Annotated in this window: 13 protein-coding genes; 3 read left to right on the forward strand and 10 right to left on the reverse strand. The window is 62.0% G+C overall.

All coding sequences use genetic code 11. The features are described 5' to 3' along the window. Window positions 1–54 precede the first annotated feature (54 nt). The 9 genes from M2103_RS05640 to hemB all read right to left on the reverse strand — a co-directional run bounded on the left by M2103_RS05640 (window position 55) and on the right by hemB (window position 13023). A complete protein-coding gene (locus M2103_RS05640; RefSeq protein ID WP_277509293.1) occupies window positions 55–1341 on the reverse strand; it encodes a hypothetical protein in 1287 nt (428 codons plus the stop codon). After that, window positions 1338–2324 (reverse strand): ABC transporter ATP-binding protein, encoded by a 987-nt coding sequence (locus M2103_RS05645; protein WP_277509294.1) that lies wholly within the window; start codon window positions 2322–2324, stop codon window positions 1338–1340. Before M2103_RS05645 ends, M2103_RS05640 begins: the two co-directional genes overlap by 4 nt. Further along, entirely contained in the window at window positions 2317–4032 is a 1716-nt protein-coding gene (locus M2103_RS05650; protein ID WP_277509295.1) for a hypothetical protein, read from the reverse strand. Before M2103_RS05650 ends, M2103_RS05645 begins: the two co-directional genes overlap by 8 nt. Beyond that, window positions 4029–5060, reverse strand: a complete 1032-nt coding sequence (locus M2103_RS05655; protein WP_277509296.1) for an AAA family ATPase — start codon at window positions 5058–5060, stop codon at window positions 4029–4031. The genes M2103_RS05650 and M2103_RS05655 overlap by 4 nt, the downstream gene beginning before the upstream one ends. After that, complete coding sequence (locus tag M2103_RS05660; RefSeq protein WP_277509298.1) at window positions 5057–6406, reverse strand: hypothetical protein; 1350 nt, start codon at window positions 6404–6406, stop codon at window positions 5057–5059. The genes M2103_RS05655 and M2103_RS05660 overlap by 4 nt, the downstream gene beginning before the upstream one ends. Before the next feature lie 151 nt (window positions 6407–6557). Continuing rightward, a complete protein-coding gene (locus M2103_RS05665; RefSeq protein WP_277509299.1) occupies window positions 6558–9416 on the reverse strand; it encodes a beta-galactosidase in 2859 nt (952 codons plus the stop codon). A 163-nt stretch (window positions 9417–9579) separates the two neighbouring features. Continuing rightward, window positions 9580–10932, reverse strand: coding sequence for an ABC transporter permease (locus tag M2103_RS05670; protein WP_277509300.1), 1353 nt, complete (start codon window positions 10930–10932; stop codon window positions 9580–9582). 36 nt (window positions 10933–10968) lie between these two features. Further along, window positions 10969–11868, reverse strand: a complete 900-nt coding sequence (locus M2103_RS05675; protein ID WP_277509301.1) for an ABC transporter ATP-binding protein — start codon at window positions 11866–11868, stop codon at window positions 10969–10971. A 138-nt stretch (window positions 11869–12006) separates the two neighbouring features. Continuing rightward, the gene (hemB, locus tag M2103_RS05680; protein ID WP_277509302.1) at window positions 12007–13023 is read right to left on the reverse strand and encodes a porphobilinogen synthase; all 1017 of its coding nucleotides are present in this window, start codon (window positions 13021–13023) and stop codon (window positions 12007–12009) included. A 133-nt stretch (window positions 13024–13156) separates the two neighbouring features. Between hemB and M2103_RS05685 the strand changes: the two genes are divergently transcribed. The 3 genes from M2103_RS05685 to M2103_RS05695 all read left to right on the forward strand — a co-directional run bounded on the left by M2103_RS05685 (window position 13157) and on the right by M2103_RS05695 (window position 16097). Beyond that, entirely contained in the window at window positions 13157–13948 is a 792-nt protein-coding gene (locus tag M2103_RS05685) for a 4Fe-4S binding protein (protein WP_277509315.1), read from the forward strand. A gap of 8 nt (window positions 13949–13956) precedes the next feature. Beyond that, window positions 13957–14424 (forward strand): transcription elongation factor, encoded by a 468-nt coding sequence (locus tag M2103_RS05690; protein ID WP_277509316.1) that lies wholly within the window; start codon window positions 13957–13959, stop codon window positions 14422–14424. A gap of 89 nt (window positions 14425–14513) precedes the next feature. Next, window positions 14514–16097, forward strand: a complete 1584-nt coding sequence (locus M2103_RS05695; RefSeq protein WP_277509317.1) for a BNR-4 repeat-containing protein — start codon at window positions 14514–14516, stop codon at window positions 16095–16097. 138 nt (window positions 16098–16235) lie between these two features. Here the strand turns inward: M2103_RS05695 and M2103_RS05700 are convergent, their stop codons facing one another. Further along, the gene (locus tag M2103_RS05700) at window positions 16236–16898 is read right to left on the reverse strand and encodes an energy transducer TonB (protein ID WP_277509318.1); all 663 of its coding nucleotides are present in this window, start codon (window positions 16896–16898) and stop codon (window positions 16236–16238) included. Between the last annotated feature and the right edge of the window lie 133 nt (window positions 16899–17031).

Genomic DNA, 17031 nt, shown 5'->3' on the forward strand with positions numbered 1-17031 from the left:
AATTCCGGCGTGTAGGCTGGTTTTGTTTTTGGCATGTTTGTTTTTCTTTTGTGGTTATGTCTGCACCTCCTGTCCACAAATCAGGGGTAACCTCATTCCGCTTTGGATCAGCCCGTAGATGATCAGCGGAAAAATTCTCACGCGGCGCAGGAATAGCGAGAGCAGCGCCGCGGGGGTCACCACCGCCACCCACACAAGCGCGAGCACGCGCAAAAACCGCGCCTGTCGAAGCTCGTCGGGAAACGCGCTTGCGAGCACCAGCGCGCCAAACAGGCACAATCCGGCAAACGTGAATTGCGCCGCGCTCGACCAGCCCGGCAGGAATATCCTGGCGAGGAACCGGCGCACCACACCGCCCTTGCCGTAAAGTTGCCTCACCTGGACGGCCATCGGCAGCTCCATCGATGCCAGTTCCAGCACGCACACCAGCATGAACACAACCAGCGCCAGCACCGACTGCATCTCCATCGCGTCGCGCACGCCGCGGCTCGCATGGCGCATGAGCATGAGCAGCGGCAGCGGCAAAAGCGGCGCCAGCGAAATCAGGCGCGTGGCCATCGAGTGGTTTTCCGAGGGCGGCGCGATTCGACGCACCGCCTGCACGAGGCAAAACACGAGAAATATCGCCATGTCGAAAAGCAGGCACAACTGGATGGCAACGGGACCCGCGTGGAGCCCCGAAAACATACCCCTGCTGCCGCCAAAGCCGTAGCGCAACATTCCGAAAAACGACGATCCGAGCATGCCGTTGAAAATTATCAGCACGACCACGACCAACAGCACCCGAAGAAATCGATGCAGCCCCGACACCCACAGCAACAGCGCCGTCGCCATGCTGCTGAAGGCGAACAGCCACGCAAACGTGACCATGTCCTGGATCAAGTCCACGCTCCCGAAAAAGTAGCGAATCACGCCATAGGGCAGCAGCGTGACCAGCAGCAGCGCGGTCTGCGTGACAAGCGATGTCCATTTTCCGAACACGATGCGCCACGAGGTCAGCTGCGTGAGCATGAGCAGGTCGATGTTGCGCGCGTCGATTTCCGAGCGCAGTCCGCCAAGCGCGCGCAGCGGCATCACAAACACGAGTATCACAAACGTCAGCATCCAGAAAAAGTTGTTTGCCATGTTCAGCCCCGCGCTCCTGTCGAATATCTGCATGACAAGCGCCCATCCGAAGGCGAGCACCAGCGCCGTGTGCAGCCCGATCAGGCTGAGCACGAAGGCGCGCGTGCGCAGCCCCTGGCGAAGCTCCTTCACGAGCATCGGCGGCAGCCATGTCGGGAAGTCGAATTTCGGTTTTGTTTCAGCCGTCTGTCCGGCCTGGTTTGCGGTCCCGCTCATTGCGCATCACCTCCGTTTCCCGCAAAGGGCAGCGGCGGCGGGGCCCCGTTTCCGGCTCGCAACATTTCCACGAACGCCTCCTCGAGCCTGCGCTCCTGCCTCCTAAATTCCACGATCTGCAAATCCGCCGACATCCGGCGCAACTCCGCCGCGACGGCGCCGGGCTCGCCGCTTGCGAACTCGGCGCGCGCGCCGTCGCGCAATTGCTCGACCACGCGCCACCCCGGGCGCACCGCGAGCCAGTCTAGCAACGCCGCCGCCGGCCCGAGTGTTTCAATCTCAAACACAATGCCCGTGCGCGCGTCGCGCCGTTGCAGGCTGTCCGTGTCGCCGTGGTGCACGAGCCGCCCCGCGTCCATGAAGATGAGCGAGTCGCACATCTCGCCGAGCTCCGACAAAATGTGCGAGCTGATGAGCAACGTCTTGTCGCGCTCGCGCAGCACGCGCACGAGATTCTTGAACTCCAGGCGCGCCTTCGGGTCGAGTCCTGCGGCGGGTTCGTCGAGGATGAGAAACTCCGGGTTGTTGAGCAGCGTGCGCGCGAGACAAAGGCGCTGCGACTGCCCTTTTGAAAGCCCCGTCGTCGGCCTGTCGTTTAGCGAAACAAGGTCCGTGAAATCGCGCACCTCATCGACACGCCGCGCCAGCTCCGCGCCGGCAAAGCCGTGCGCGCGTCCGAAGAAATCGAGATAGTCGCCCACCGTCGTGTCCGAGTAGGGCGTGAAGTGGTCGGGCATCCAGCCGATGTGCCGGCGCACGCGCGTCGGATAATCAACGATGTCAACACCGCCGATCGTCACCGTCCCCGCATCCGGCATGTCGAGCGTGGCCATGATGCGCATTGCCGTTGTCTTGCCCGCGCCGTTCGCGCCGATCAGCCCCACGACCTGCCCGCGCGCCAGGTCGAACGAAATGCCGTCCACGGCGCGCACCCTGCCGAACGCCCGCTCAAGCCCGCGCACTTTCACAATCGGATCACTCATTGCGAGCCCCTCCTTCCACGAAACCAATCACGGTCGTCCGGTCGTCAGTCCACTTGATTGCGCCGAGTGAGGAAATCAATCCGAGCTCGCCGCCCGTCATCGTGGCATGAAAATAACCGTGCCCGTCCTTCTTCACGAACGAATGCAACACCTCGAACACGCTCGCGTTTTTATCGTGCGGCGAAAGCGCCACGCGCCGCCCCGGGGATACCTCGTCCGCCCTCCACATGCGTCCGAATTCATCCAGGTAAAGGAAGTCCCGCAACACGCCCGACATGCTCGATTGCACGATGGGCGCCACGCCCGGCTTGCCGCCGGCGACGAGCTCCACGCGCTCGCGCGTCGGCGTCACGCGCATCAACACATGGCTCTCCACCGCGCGGCTCGTGAACCAGTCTCCCGATGCGGCGCCATTGCCGCGCGCCGCGCTTTTCCCCGGAATGTCGCCGTCGGAATCAATCCCGACCTTTCCCATCACCGTGTCGTCCGCCAGCGAAAATTTCTTCCCGATCAACACGCCCGTGCGCGTCACCTGCTGTTGCGCGACCACGGCCTTGTTTTCACCGGGCATCAACACGACCAGTGAACGCCGCACGCCCTGCCCTCCGAAGCCGTCGCTAAACACAATCACCGCCATCAACAGCAGCGACGCGCCGATCGAAATCGCCGGCACCGTGAAAAACAAACGGTGCCGTTTTCCCTCGGGCGCCAGCAAAAACAAATTCACCGGGCCTATCGTCACGCCGAAAAGCAGCAAAAAGATCATTAACCACCACACGACCGAGGAAAACCGCATCAACTCAGCGTCCTCCAGATCAAGCAACTTTATGAGCGACTTCCACGGCTGCACGCGCTGCCCGCGCCAAAGGGGGCGCTGGCTGTCCTCCATAACATACATGCCCGCCGGCAACTCGGACATTGTGATGGCGCCCAGACCATGGCGGATTTTTTTCGCGGTCGAACTCCACCGCGCCGGCACGCTTCCCTGCGGTTTCAAAAACAAATGCCCGCCAAGCGAAACCCACTCGCGCAATGCCGCCTGCCTCGCCATGTCGAGCGCGGTGAACTCGTCCTCGGCCATCACCACGACCGTGAACGGCGACCACACGCGCCAGTCCGCCGGCCAGTCCGACGCGCGCATCGTGGTTGTGCAGGGCGCGCTCTTGTTGGTGTTTTTTATCTCGTCGTGCTTCACGCGATAATTGCGCTCCAGTTGCGGCGAGACCGCGAAACACACGCCCTTTCCGCGCCAGCCGCTCATGATCGACGAGTTCCAGCGAAGCCCCTGAACTCCCGCCCCCTGAACCGTGAGGGAAAGCGAAACGCAAACCTCGTCCGCCGCGGCGCGGCCTCCCGGCACCCAAAGCACCGTCGAGCGCGAGGTGTGCGCCGGTGCCGTCACAGTGAATTCCGACTGAAACGAAAGCGCGCGATCCCGCCCGCGCGATAGCCCATGGGTGAACCCAAACCGCCACGTGTAGTCCGAATCCGACTTGTTCTCGGCGTGCACCATGACCGGCAAAAAGCCAAAGCCGTCCCATTCATCGACCGGAAACAAAACGCTCAACGCCGCCTTCCGCGACGGGTCAAGCGGCACCTGCTCCGTGACGGAGTCGGCGCGCAAGGCCGCCGCAAACAGCGCAACGAGGAAAAGACAGGCGAGCGCGGCCTTTCCGAGGCGGAAACTGAAATTGCGTTCGGCCCTCATTTGATCTTTGCCGCGGCGAGTGAAGTGGGAAGCGGTTTTGCCTGCGCGGGTATTTCCGCGAGCAGTTTTTCGACCACGCCCGCCGGCGTCGCGCCGTCGAGCCGCGCCGAGTGCTCCAGCAGGACGCGGTGCGCGAGCACGGGGCGCGCCACCGCCTGCACGTCCTCGAAACTCGCATGCCCCCGCCCGTGCCGCAAACCGCGCGCCTTGGCCGCCGACGCCAGGGCGAGCGCCGCGCGCGGGCTCGCGCCATAGCGCACGCCCGCCGACGCCGCCGACTCGCCCGGATGCGTGGCCGTCACCATCCGCGCGATGTAATTCGCGACTGTATCCGGCATGTGGATACGCCGCGCCATGCCGAGCAGCGCGGTGAACTCCTCGCGCGCCAGCACCGGCTCCACGCGCGGCTCCACGCCGATCTCGCGATTGAGCACGATGCGCTGCAGCACCTCGGCGGAGTTGCGCCGCACCTCGATCTTGAAAAGGAAACGGTCGAGCTGCGCCTCCGGCAGCGGGTAGGTGCCCTCGAGTTCGATCGGGTTTTGCGTTGCCAGCACGAAAAACGGATCGGGCAGCGTGTGCGTTTCGCCGCCCGCGCTCACGCGCCGCTCCTGCATCGCCTCAAGGAGCGCCGACTGCGTTTTGGGTGACGCGCGGTTGATTTCGTCGGCGAGCAGGATGTTCGCAAAAATCGGGCCGCGCTGGAAAACAAACGCGCGCCTGCCGTCCACCTCCTGCAAAATGGGGTTTCCCGTGATGTCGCCCGGAAGCAAGTCGGGCGTGAATTGCACGCGGCGCGCGTCGAGGCCGAGCGTGCGCGCAAGCCCCTTGACGAGCTCCGTCTTGCCAAGGCCCGGCAGGCCCTCAAGCAGGATGTGCCCGCGCGCGAGCACGCCCGCGACAACGAGCTCGATCAGCTCGTGCTGGCCGTAAAGCACGCCGTCGAGCGCGGTGACCAGGCGGTTGATCGACGCCGAGGCCGAGGCGAGCTCGGCATCGTTTGGAAGTGTGGGTGTTGAGGGTGTCATTTGTAGAATTCCTTGAGCGCCTCGCGCTCCGCGGGCGTGAGCTTGTTGACCCAAACGGCCTCGCCGCCCCGCGCCGCGCCCGCCATCGCGCCCGCGCTGACGGGGCCTTGGGCCGCATTGGGATCGACGGTGTGCTCGCCGACTTGCACGCCGAGTTTGTCGCCAAGCGCCGCGCGCGAATAGTCGTCGTTGCGCACTGTTTGCAGATTGCCGCCGCCCGCGTCGCTTTCGCGCCGGTCAAACTCCAGCGGCGCGTCGCCGCGACCGCGTGAAACATCGCCGGTGCCGCGCATGCGCATCGGGGTGCCTCCGGCGCCGTCGAGCGCGGCGAGCAACACGGCCATGCTCTCCGAGTCCCCGTTGTTTTCGTTGCCCATGACGAGGCGGACGGCGCGCCCGGCCTCACCCAGTTGTTGCGCGAGCCTGGCGGCCTCCTCCGCGGTGAGTTCGCGCAATGCCGACGCGTCGAGTTTTTGCAGCGCCTCGCGCAATTCCTGGCTCGCGGTGAGATTGCCCTCGCTCAAACCGTGCAACGCTTTGTCGAGCTGCCCGGCGGCATGTTTCAGTTGTTCCCCGGAGAGCGACTCATTGGTTTCGGAAAGTGAATTCCGGGCGGATGCCAGCGATGAAAGTGTCGATTCCGCGGATTCGAATTCGCGCGAAAGCGATTGCATGGCCTGCGCCGCCTGCTCGCGCAGCGCGTCCGCCGCCTCAAGTGACGAGTGCGAATACTGCGTCTCCGCCGGTTTCGAGGCGAGTTCGCGCGCCCGTGACTCCAGGTTTTCAATCGATTGAGGATCGACGGCGTTGACCTGCGCGAGGTCCTTCAGCCATTCCTCGGTTTGCGCGAGCGCGGGCGGTTTTTCCACGGGAACCACGCGCATATTTTGAGCGGGCACCGGCAGCCAAAAACCCGCGGCGAACATCACCACCGCGGCGACGAGCCAGCCCAGGACAACCTGCGGCTTCCAGCGCAAAACCCGCGAGGAAAACACGGACGTCCGCGGCCACTTTGCCATTCCCGCCTCCGCCGCGCTGAGACCCGAGTTGATGCGCAACTGGTATTCCAGAAACGCGCGCGCGTCGTCACGGGAGAAAAAAGCTCCGCGCGCAATGCGCCACGCCATGACCGCGGCAATCGCAAACGCAAACGCCAGCGCAAGCCATATCCAGCCGGTCGCGTCCACTCGCACCCGGCGCATGGCGTAAAACAAAAGCCCCGCCAGTGTTCCGCATGCGAACACGCCCGGCGCAAACCATTCCATCCACGCAACGGCATTTACGCGGCGTCTCACTCCCGAGATCGCCCGCAGCCAGTAAGCCCGGGATGTTTGCGCATCAGTCATAAAATTGCAGTATTACGATACACTGGCTGTTTTCTAGAATACCCTGCAAGCCCGCCCTCGGAGAAAATGCAGATTATTTTCGATCCAGACGCGGCAATCGGCGGCATGGAGATCGCCGCTCCAATACGCGCGCTGCCGCCTCACTTCATTTTCACGGCTCGTCCTTCTCCTCGCTCCCGCTCGTGCCGTCGTTGATCGATGGCACAAGGGTGTGCGTGAAGGTTTGCAGGATTTCCAGTTTGCCGAGTTCGGCTACCGACGCGCGCGGGCCAAAGCGCGGGAACGCGCTGTTCGGGAGCAGTATCGGCGCGTCTTTGCGCAGCGGTAATATCTCCAGGGTGAGTTGCGCGCCGGTGTCGAGTTTTCCGGCGAGGCGCGCGAGCGGCAGGTCGAGCGGGTGGCCGTTGTAGAAATCGTCAAGGATTGGGTTTCCGTCAAGCAACACGCGGGCGACGTCGCCGGTGTAGTGAATGCGCAGGATTGGCTCGGTCGGATTGTTCCAGACTCCGGAGGGAAGTGTGATTTTCCATGCGGCCGCGGCGGCGAAATCCGCGGCGCCGGGCGCGGCGGGAACGGGTCGGGGCGATTTGCCGAGAGGGATTTCGCGCGGCGGGCCTGCGTCGCGCATTTTCTCGGCACGGGGCGCGGCGACTTTTGCGAGCGCGGGGTTTGCAGCGCCGGGCACGGTGATTTTTGCGAACACACCCTCGCCCGCCTGGATGCCGGTCAGGAATGCGAGCAGCCAGCGCGCAAACTTCGTTCCATTTTTCGCGCCGGGCGCGTTGGGGTCGGGGCGCGGATACACGAGCACGTCCACCGGATCGGGCGTGGGAGCATGCACGCGGAGCGTTTCGTCGGTGTCGATTGTGACGGGATGTTTCGAGAGAAATACGCGGTCCTCGTCGCCCCAGGTGAGTTTGTAGAGGTTGAGCGAATCGGCGTAAGAAAGAATCACGATGCTGATCGCCCTGCCGTCGTAGGAGCGCAGCGTGATCGCGGGCGAGTGGCCGCTTTTCGGACTGGTGATGCGCACGAGGCCGTCGCCTTTTCGCTGGCGCCCGGAGGCGTTGCTAACGTCGCGCACGGTGAGGTCGTTGAATGCAAGCTCGGGCGGAATGCCGGGGATTTCCGAGAAGAAATAGACGCGCTCTTTTTCGTCGGGTGTGTCGGCAAAGCAGAGTAGCTGCGCGGTCGCGTAAGCGAGGATGGCGCCGTTGCCGAGGTCGAAGTTGAAGGGCCAGAAAAACGAGATGTCCGCGGGAATGTCCACCGGCGCGACCGGCACCATGCGCTTGCTCACGGCTTGCGCGACGGCGGCGCGGCGCGCGGCGTCGGGCGTGGTGCCGGACAGTCCCGCGGCGCGCGTGGCGTCCGCGCTGCTCGGAAGCGGCGAGACGGATTCGAGCGGAGGCAGGTTGAGCGCGAATTGCACGCCGCGATGAATCGGCATGGATTGGTGGCGCTGGTAGTTGTTGACGAAAATAAAACCGGAGCGGCCGTTCGAGCGCATCGCCCAGCGAAGCGTGCGTTTGTCGTCCTTGCCGGAGGGGCGGTTCGCGGGCAGCACGGTGGGCATACCCGAAAGCAGATAGCCAAAATCGTGCATGAACAAATGCTGCCGGCGCAGCAGGTGGTAGTGCGGGCGCACCTGGCCGCCGAGCCCGAGGGGCGCTTGGAAATCGTAGTTTTTTTCGGGAAGGTCGTTCCAGTTTGTGAAGCGCGTGGATTGGTTTTCCTGAAGCGTGACGCCGGTCGCGCTCTCGGGATTCGCACCGCCATGATACATGTAGTAGCCGGGTTGCACGCTGCCGGAGCCGAGCTTGACGAGCGTGGTCGATTCGATGTCGCGCGGGTCAATGAGAAGGCGCCGATGATACGAGCTCATCATGCCGCCGCCTATCTCGCAAGTCATGTAGGGATACGACGCGACATCGGGGTCATCGGCGACGTTGTCGCGCCCGAGCGCCTCGTTCGCGATGTTGCTGTCAACGCGCAGCGTCGTGAAACGAAAACCAGTCCAGTAGTTGCCCGGCATCGGTGTGATTTCACGATCCCAAAATCCCTCCGCGTAAACACCGTAGAGCGGCACGATTTCGCCCTGCGGCATCGGGGTGGAAAGCGCGGGCCAGCCGGTGCGCGTGTAGAGCGGCACGACCATGCCCGCGTCGATTGCCATTTTTTTGAGCGCGAGCAGGTGCTCGGCGGGGCCGCGGTATTCGTTCTCAAGCTGCACGCCGATCACCGGTCCGCCGTCTTTCCAAAGCAGACCGTCGATTTGCGCGGCGATTTCGCTGTAGAGAATGCGGGCCTTGTCCATGTAGCGCGGGTCGTCGGAGCGCAGCCGGCAGCCGCTCGCCACGAGCCAGTCGGGCAGCCCGCCGTGACGCACCTCGCCGTGGCACCACGGGCCGAGCCGCACCATCACGCGCATGCCCAGCTCGCCGCATGTTTGCACGAAGCGCCGCAAGTCGCGATCGCCACTCCAATCGAAGCGCCCCTCTATTTCCTCGTGGTGTATCCAGAAAACATACGTCGCCACGATGTCGATGCCGCCCGATTTCATCTTGAGGATTTCGTCGCGCCATTCCGCCGCCGGATAACGCGAATAATGAAACTCGCCCATGACCGGCGTCCATGGATTGGCGTTCATGGTAAGGCTGGAGCGCGTGGCGGAAATGACCTCGCCGGCGGGATTGGTGTCCGCGCCCGGACTGGCAACAACGACGGCGGATTGTTGCGCAAGCTGCGTCATCGCCCCGGTGGTGAGCGGAATCGTAACCGCATACGCGCCGTCGCCCGCCGCGCCGCTGTTAGAAAGCGAGTCCCCATAGGCGAGATTCGAAAAATCGCGCGGCGCTCCCGACGAGGTTGTTGTCGAGGCCCTCGGCGGCGGGGACTTGTCGGACGAGCGAAATGTCTGCGCGGTGCCGGAAACGCACACGCCGCACAATAAAACCAGCGTTAAAAAAACACCTTCCGGAAAATTATAAAAAATGCGCGGTTTCATCATGGGCAGTAACAGTATGAAAACAAAAGCGACGGGATGTTGCAAATTATGCCGAATGATTCCAACGCAACGCCGCGGTGCATATTGCACAGGCCAATGACCTTCCGGGTCGCGCAAGCCAAGCTCGCCCGCCACGCCATGTTTCAAGTCCCGTCGGCCGCGCCGCTCAGGGCTCAAAAATCGTCCCGCGTTTGAACCGCCACCAGGCCACGCTCATCGCGGCGAGTGTGATGCCGCACAGCACGCCGACTGTCGGCGCTAGTCGCGCGAGCGAACCGCCCTCCCAGAATACTTGCATGAATCCCTCAATGACCCAGTAAGGAATCGTGAACACACTGATTTTTTGGACGACTTCCGGCATGAACGAAACCGGCACCCATGCGCCGCCGAGGCAGCTCATCAGCATCACCAAAAGTGTTGTCAGGAACCCCGCCGCGGCGGAGGTGCGGGCGATTGACGCAATCAACATTCCGAAGCCCGCGCATGCCCCCGCGGCAGCCGCGCTCACCAGCAGGAGCTGGCCAAAGTGCGAGACGATATCCAGCCCGTATAGCAAGCGGCCCGCGCAGAAAAGCGCCATCAATTGCACAAGTCCGAGAAGCACACCGAACAAAAATTTGCTCCACAACACATGCGAGGGCCGCACCGAGGAGGACATCAACCGTTGAAGCAAACCGGCGCGCTTCTCCTCAAAAAGCGTGATCGCCAGATGGGAGACCGAAAACAGGAGAAACATGACCGCCCACGCGCCCACATTGCGCGCCGCCGCGGGACTTTTCACATCCTTGCCCACCACCTGCTCGTTTTCGATTTTTATTAGTTCGCCGAGCGGATTGCCTTTCTTTGTTTTTCCGTCATCGGCGGCGCCCTCAGCGCGAGAGGTCATCCGGTCGAATCCAAAATTGCCCGCCTCGAGCTCCCTGAGCACCTCGGTTTCATTGACGTCAAACGATTCTGAAATGGCGCCCGCGATGTTGCGGTTGAGCTTGTCCTTCCCCGCGCCGCCGAGCATCGATTTCATGCTGGCTTGCATTGACTGGCCGAGCAGTTGGGGAACGTTCGAAAAAATACATTTTTGCAGCAGGCCGTTGACTGTTTGCGTTTCGATCTCGTTGCGCGGGTTGGAAAGCAGTTTCAGGTTCACGCCGACCGTGCTGGTTTCAATCAGGTTTGAGGGAATCACGATTGCAAAACGAAACACATTGTCGCGCATGAGCGGTTTCAAGTCGCCTGCCTCGAGGTCGCGCGCCGCGCCGCCGTCCGGCGTTGTTGTGGTGATTATCCTAAAACCCTTTTCAGCGCGCAGCACATCGATCAGGCGCAACGCGGCCGGATTGTCGCACTCGTTGACGACGGCCAGGGGAATTCCCCTCGGGCCGGTGTCGGCGCGATTGATGCCGAAGACCATGCCGAATATATAGATCATCAGCGCCGGCACGAGAAAAGTAAGCGCGAACGCGGCGCGGTCGCACTTGAAAATCAGATATTCCTTGCGGAGCAAAGTGAGGATGATGGACATGCTTCAAAAAATCAGGGGTGAATGGCTCTCGCCGGTTTATTTCGTGTCGCGCAAGGTGCGCCCGGTCAGGTGCAAAAACACCGCCTCGAGCGTGGGACGTTGCTGCGCGAAAAGGCGCGCGGGCAGGTTGAGTTCCTCCGCGCGCCGGTAAAACTCCGAGAGTTTAAGCTGCGGAAAGAATCGATATTGCGCGCCGTTTTCCGAAACAAGTTTTCCATGCGGCGCCATGCGCTCTGCGAAAAGTTTCGTTTCGGATGTGTTTGGAAAAATGATCTCGTCCTCGAACGGCAGCAGCGCAAGCAGCTCGTCGAGCGTGCCGAGCGCGAGGATTTTTCCGTGGTCAATGATGCCGATGCGCGAGCAGAGGCGCGCCGCCTCCTCCATGTAATGCGTGGAATAAACGATCGTGAGCCCGTCGCGATTGAGTTGCCCGAGGTAGTCGAAGATGGCGTTGCGCGACTGGGGATCGACGCCGACGGTCGGCTCGTCGCAAAGCAGCAGCCCCGGACGGTGCAGGAGCGCCGCGGCAAGATTAAGGCGTCGCTGCATGCCTCCCGAAAATGTTTTCACGACATCCTTGCGGCGCTCCGAAAGCTGCACTGCCTCAAGCGCCTCCCCCACCCGCTCGCGCAATGTCGCGCCGCGCAATCCCTGCAGCTTGCCAAAGATTTCCAAGTTCTGCCCGGCGGTCAGGTCGGTGTAGAGCGCGATGTTTTGCGGCACCAAGCCGAGCGAGGCGCGCGCGCCTGATTTGCCGGGTGAAATCGTGCCGCCGTCCGGTTTGCGAAGCCCGGCGATGAGCGACATGAGCGTCGTCTTGCCGGCGCCGTTTGGCCCGAGCAGGCCGAAACATTCGCCCGGAAATATTTCGAGGGAAACCTCGTCCAGCGCGGTGAACCCGCCGAAGCGTTTGGTGATGGATCGTATGGAAAGCATTAATGCGGGACTATTTGTTGTCCCCTATAAACCGCGTCCGCCGCACAAGGTAACAGCTTTTTTTTATTTTTTTCGCGCTTCGCGCGTTTGGCATCCACGCGAATCACTCGTGAAAAACTGCGCGGCTGTTGGCAGCGATCACGCTTTCAAGCGCACTGCCAGAGTTTTGGCAAAATACGTCAGGATCATGTCCGCGCCGGCGCGCTTGATTGCGAGCACCGACTCCATGCTCGTGCGCTCAAGATCGAGCCAGCCGAGTTTCGCGGCGGCATGCAGCTGAGCGTATTCACCCGAAACCTGATACGCGGCGAGCGGCTTGCGCGTGACCTCGCGCACGTCGCGGATGATGTCCAGATAAGGGCCGGCGGGTTTCACCATCAGGATGTCCGCGCCCTCGCCCTCGTCGATGATCGCCTCGGCAATCGCCTCGCGGCGGTTGGCGGGATTGAGCTGATAGGTGCGCTTGTCGAGCAAGCTCGTGCCCGCGGCCTTGGCGCTGCCGACCGCGTCGCGAAACGGTCCGTAATATGCCGACGCGAATTTCGACGAATACGCCATAATCGCGGTCTGATCAAATCCCTCCGCGTCGAGCGCCTTGCGAATCGCCGCGATGCGCCCGTCCATCATGTCGGACGGCGCGACAAAATCCACGCCCGCGCGCGCATGCAGCACGGCCATTTTTGCGAGCACCTCCACGGTGGCGTCGTTCAACACCTCGCGACCATCGTCAGAAAGCAAACCGTCGTGACCGTGGCTCGTGTATGGATCGAGCGCGATGTCCGTCATCACGACCAGCCCGGGCAGCGCCTTTTTCACGGCGCGCACGGCGCGCAAAACCAAGGCGTCCTCATCAAGCGCAATCGAGCCCGAGGGATCCTTGAGCCTGGCGTCGATTTTGGGAAACAACGCCACCGCCGGCACGCCGAGTTTCCAAAGCGCGCGGCACTCCCGCACCAAATCCGCGACATTAAAACGCGCCACGCCCGGCATCGAGGCGATTGGCTCCGGCGCGCCCTTCCCGTCGATCACAAACAGCGGCGCGATAAAATCCGCCGGCCGCAGCACGGTCTCCTCCACAAGCGCGCGCGCACTCGCGTTGCGGCGCAGCCGGCGCGGACGCGCGGGCAAATCAAGTTTGAAACCGGAGGAAGGCATTGATGGCATGTTTTGCATAAAACCGACGGAGCGGGGTTTCGCCAATTCGATTTTTCATGAGCAAACACAAACGCGCGCACCGGATAAAAATCCCTCGCCCCGCGCCAAAAAGCACTCAATCTGACAACTCGAAATGAGCTTCGAAAAACTCAGCCTCGTCTATTTCAGTCCCACCGGCACCACGCGGCGCACAGTTCAAAACATCGCGGCGGGCATCGCCCTGCCCCTTCAGGAAATCGACCGCACCGCGGTTTCCAGCCGCAAGCAGCCGCACCACTTCTCCAGCAAAGACCTCGTTGTCATCGCGCTTCCGGTCTACGGCGGACGGCTGCCCGGCATCTCAAATGAGTTTTTCGCCGGCATCACCGCGGACAAAACCCCCGCGGCCATCGTGGCCGTGTATGGCAACCGCCACTACGACGACGCGCTCATCGAATTGAAAAACTGTGCGATCGCCGCCGGCTTCATGCCCATCGCCGCGGGCGCGTTTCTCGGCGAGCATTCCTACACAGGCAAGGTCGCCGCCAACCGTCCCGACGCTGACGATGCCACCGCCGGAAACAGCTTCGGCGCCCGCTTCCTGCAAAAGGCGCAAGCCCACGCATCCGCAACGATGGACGCGAGCGGCCTGGTCGACGTGCCCGGACATTTTCCCTACGAAAAGCCCGTTGTGAACTCCCGGATCACCCCTGTCGCAAACGACAACTGCATTGATTGCCACACGTGCGTCGAAGGGTGCCCGACGGAGGCGATTGACCGCCAGAATCCGCGCCTGACCGACAAGGATAAATGCATCAGTTGCTGCTACTGCGTAAAAGTCTGCCCCAACGACGCGCGCCACATGGAAGACCCGCGAATTCTTGCAACGGTCAACCGGCTCGAAACACTTTTTATGACTCGTCGCGAACCCGAAATTTTTATCTAAAAAAACCAATGGACAAAAACATTCTCCGACAGGCTCTCCTCGAAAAACTGCAAGCCGACCTCGACATGCTTTCACGCGCCGCCCTCATGGCGCGCGAAGAAGCCACCCACGAGGAAAGCAAGGCCACCACAAAATACGAAACACACGGCCAGGAAGCCGCCTATCTCGCCGAAAGCCAGGCCAACCTCGCCGGCGAAATACGCGACAACATCGAGTTCTACAAAACCCTGGACCTCCCCGCATTTGAAATTGGCCAGCCCGTGGCCGTCGGCGCGGTGATCACGCTCGAGCTTCGCGGCAAGCCCTCGAAATATTTTCTCGGCCCCCGCAACGGCGGCGTGGAGTTCGCCTTCCAGGGTGAAACGATCATGATCGTCACCCCCCAGTCCCCGCTCGGCAGCGAACTGCTCGGCAAATATATCGACGACGTCATCCATCTCCCCGGCCGCTCGTTCCGCGTCGCCGCCATAGAGTAAAGGATCCGCCCCGCCGGGCTCGCCATCAACACGTTTCATCGCCACGGGTCGGTCGATTTCAAACCGCGCCAGGACCCGAGAATTTTTCCATGCCCCTCCCACATCCCCGAACACTCGCGCTCGCCCTCGCGCTCCTCGCCATCGCATTGCCCGGTAGCCGCGCGGCGGAATCAACCTCGCCCAAAACCGCCAATGCCATTGCGGCACCCGGGGCATCTCCCGTCGCGGAGCGGGTAACATTCACGCACAGTTTCAAAAAAAACGCTCCGACCGCGTTTCCCGAGGGTGACATCCGCAAATCCGTCCGCGCCGACGGTTATCGCGGCATCTGGTTCACGCTCGGGTTCAAGTTTGAATACGGCGACAAGTATTCGGGCGGCCTCGGCACCTACACCGCCAACCACCAGCCGCTCGCCGTTTATGCGCCGGCGGTGAAAAAAACATTTTTCACCTGGGGCGGCACACCCGCGGGCGACCAGCGCCTCCTCGTCATCATGGTCTCGTATTACGACCACGAAAAGGGAACCGTCCCCCGCCCCGTCGCGCTCTACGCCGATCCCTCCGTCAAAGATCCTCATGACAACGCATCCATCCAGATTGACGCCGACGGACATATCTGGGTGCTCAAAAGCGGACGCGGCAGACGACGCCCCGGTATTATTTTCCGAAGCACGCGCCCCTATGACATCGGTGAATTCGAATGCGTCGCGCGGCAGGAATTCACCTATCCCGAAATCTGGCACGGCCCGGATGACAGCGGAGGGTTCTTTCTCCTGTTCACAAAATATTTCAAGGGCACCAAAAACGGCCCCGCCCGAAACCTCTTCTGGAAAACAAGCGCCGACGGGCGCGCGTGGAGCGAGGATCATGCGCTCGCCGCCTTTGGCGGGCACTACCAAACCAGCGGCCGCTGGACGGGCGCCGGAGCCGACGGAAAACGCGTCACAAAATACGCGACATTTTTCAACTACCACCCTGAGAGCCATGTGGACCGCCGCACCAACATCTACTACGCGCAGACCACCGACGCCGGAAAAACATGGACCACCGCGGCCGGCGCCCCCCTCGCGCTCCCGCTCACCTCACCCGACAATCCCGCCCTGCTCGTTGACCTGAAATCGCAGGGGAAATTCATGTATACCTGCGACCTCAATTTCGACGCGTCGGGCAACCCAATCCTGCTCTGCATCGTGAGCCGCGCCGGCGAGCCCGGCCCCAAGGGTGATCCGCGCGAGTGGTTCCTAATGCACTGGAAAAACGGAAAATGGGAAACCCGCACCATCACCACCTCCGACCACAACTACGACATGGGCAGCATCTACGTGAACGGCAACAACTGGAAAATTATCGCCCCCACGGAAACCGGCCCGCAGCGTTACGGCACCGGCGGCGAGGTCGCCGTGTGGACAAGCAATGACAACGGAGTCTCATGGAAACGCGAGCGCCGGGTCACCAACTCCAGCGAGCTTAACCACGGCTATGTCCGCCGTCCCGAGCCTGCCGCCGATCCATTTTATGCGTTCTGGGCCGACGGGAATCCCTCGCACCTCAGCGAATCCCGCCTGTATTTCACCAATTCCGACGGCACAAAAACCTGGCGACTCCCCTACAAAATGTCCGGCGACGAGGCGCGTCCCGAATTATTGCCCGCCGCCTCTCAAGCCCCCCGGTAAGTTTTCAGCCCGGATTCCGGCAAGGCCGCCTGGTATTCAAAAACCAAATACGCAAGAGGCGCGGGCATCATTGCGACACCCGCGCCTTTGTTCCGTCCCCTTTGTCTCACTCCATCACGGAACCAAAACCGTGCTTGCTCAAACGTCGTTAAGGTTGAATGCGATCGGCACGCTCATGCGGAACTTGACGCGCTTGCCATTTTTGCGGCCCGGCTCGAAACGCCACTTGCTGACCGCGCGCACCGTCGGCGCGTCAAAGTCCGGATGCGAGGATTTCACAACCAGCACATCCTGCACATGACCGCGCTCATCTACGGTGAAGTTCACGATCACCTCGCCCGGATTGCCCGTGTTCTTTTGCGTGTAGGGATACTCCGGCGAGGCTTGGAATAGTGTCTGCGGCCTGTTGTCGAGATCCACCAGCCGGAATGTGTCGGCCAGTTTCTGTCCGGCATTTGCGGCATCTTCGTAATTGCCAGTCGGCAGCGTCATGGTGGCGCCGTCATTGAGGTTCGGCGCGGGAATGGTCGGATTGAACGGCGTGACAAACGCGCGATCGATATCCGTGGAAATCGTGTCCGACAGCATCGGCGGCGGCTTGAGATCCCTGACGTCGATTGTTGGTTTTGCATTGTCCTCCTGGGTCTTGGGGGGAGGCACTGGCGGCAGCGGGGGAAAGGTGATGACAATGGGTTCGGCTTTCTTCTTGGGCGGCGGCGGCTGCTCGGCGGGATTTATGAAGAACAAGGCCGCGCATGCGGTTCCGGTGATTGTGGCCGGTATGATGAATCGGGTGATCATGATGTTATGCCTTTCGTTCCTGGAGTGGTTGTTGGTTGGTCTCTGCGTTCACCATGACAACGCGCCAGCCGGCGTTTTATTAAAATTTTATTTCATTTTTTGTTTCGCCCCGGACGAGGCCCCGCACCCATCC

It is taken from the genome of Ereboglobus sp. PH5-5 (assembly GCF_029504805.1).
In the GTDB taxonomy this organism is placed as follows: Bacteria; Verrucomicrobiota; Verrucomicrobiia; order Opitutales; family Opitutaceae; genus Ereboglobus.

What these genes read in the sequence shown, in the direction of transcription:
- M2103_RS05700 (WP_277509318.1), bottom strand. Translation starts at nt 16,898, where the DNA reads ATGATCACCCGATTCATCATACCGGCCACAATCACCGGAACCGCATGC.
- M2103_RS05670 (WP_277509300.1), bottom strand. Translation starts at nt 10,932, where the DNA reads ATGTCCATCATCCTCACTTTGCTCCGCAAGGAATATCTGATTTTCAAG.
- M2103_RS05685 (WP_277509315.1), top strand. Translation starts at nt 13,157, where the DNA reads ATGAGCTTCGAAAAACTCAGCCTCGTCTATTTCAGTCCCACCGGCACC.
- M2103_RS05640 (WP_277509293.1), bottom strand. Translation starts at nt 1,341, where the DNA reads ATGAGCGGGACCGCAAACCAGGCCGGACAGACGGCTGAAACAAAACCG.
- M2103_RS05690 (WP_277509316.1), top strand. Translation starts at nt 13,957, where the DNA reads ATGGACAAAAACATTCTCCGACAGGCTCTCCTCGAAAAACTGCAAGCC.
- M2103_RS05665 (WP_277509299.1), bottom strand. Translation starts at nt 9,416, where the DNA reads ATGATGAAACCGCGCATTTTTTATAATTTTCCGGAAGGTGTTTTTTTA.
- M2103_RS05645 (WP_277509294.1), bottom strand. Translation starts at nt 2,324, where the DNA reads ATGAGTGATCCGATTGTGAAAGTGCGCGGGCTTGAGCGGGCGTTCGGC.
- M2103_RS05675 (WP_277509301.1), bottom strand. Translation starts at nt 11,868, where the DNA reads ATGCTTTCCATACGATCCATCACCAAACGCTTCGGCGGGTTCACCGCG.
- M2103_RS05655 (WP_277509296.1), bottom strand. Translation starts at nt 5,060, where the DNA reads ATGACACCCTCAACACCCACACTTCCAAACGATGCCGAGCTCGCCTCG.
- hemB (WP_277509302.1), bottom strand. Translation starts at nt 13,023, where the DNA reads ATGCCTTCCTCCGGTTTCAAACTTGATTTGCCCGCGCGTCCGCGCCGG.
- M2103_RS05695 (WP_277509317.1), top strand. Translation starts at nt 14,514, where the DNA reads ATGCCCCTCCCACATCCCCGAACACTCGCGCTCGCCCTCGCGCTCCTC.
- M2103_RS05660 (WP_277509298.1), bottom strand. Translation starts at nt 6,406, where the DNA reads ATGACTGATGCGCAAACATCCCGGGCTTACTGGCTGCGGGCGATCTCG.
- M2103_RS05650 (WP_277509295.1), bottom strand. Translation starts at nt 4,032, where the DNA reads ATGAGGGCCGAACGCAATTTCAGTTTCCGCCTCGGAAAGGCCGCGCTC.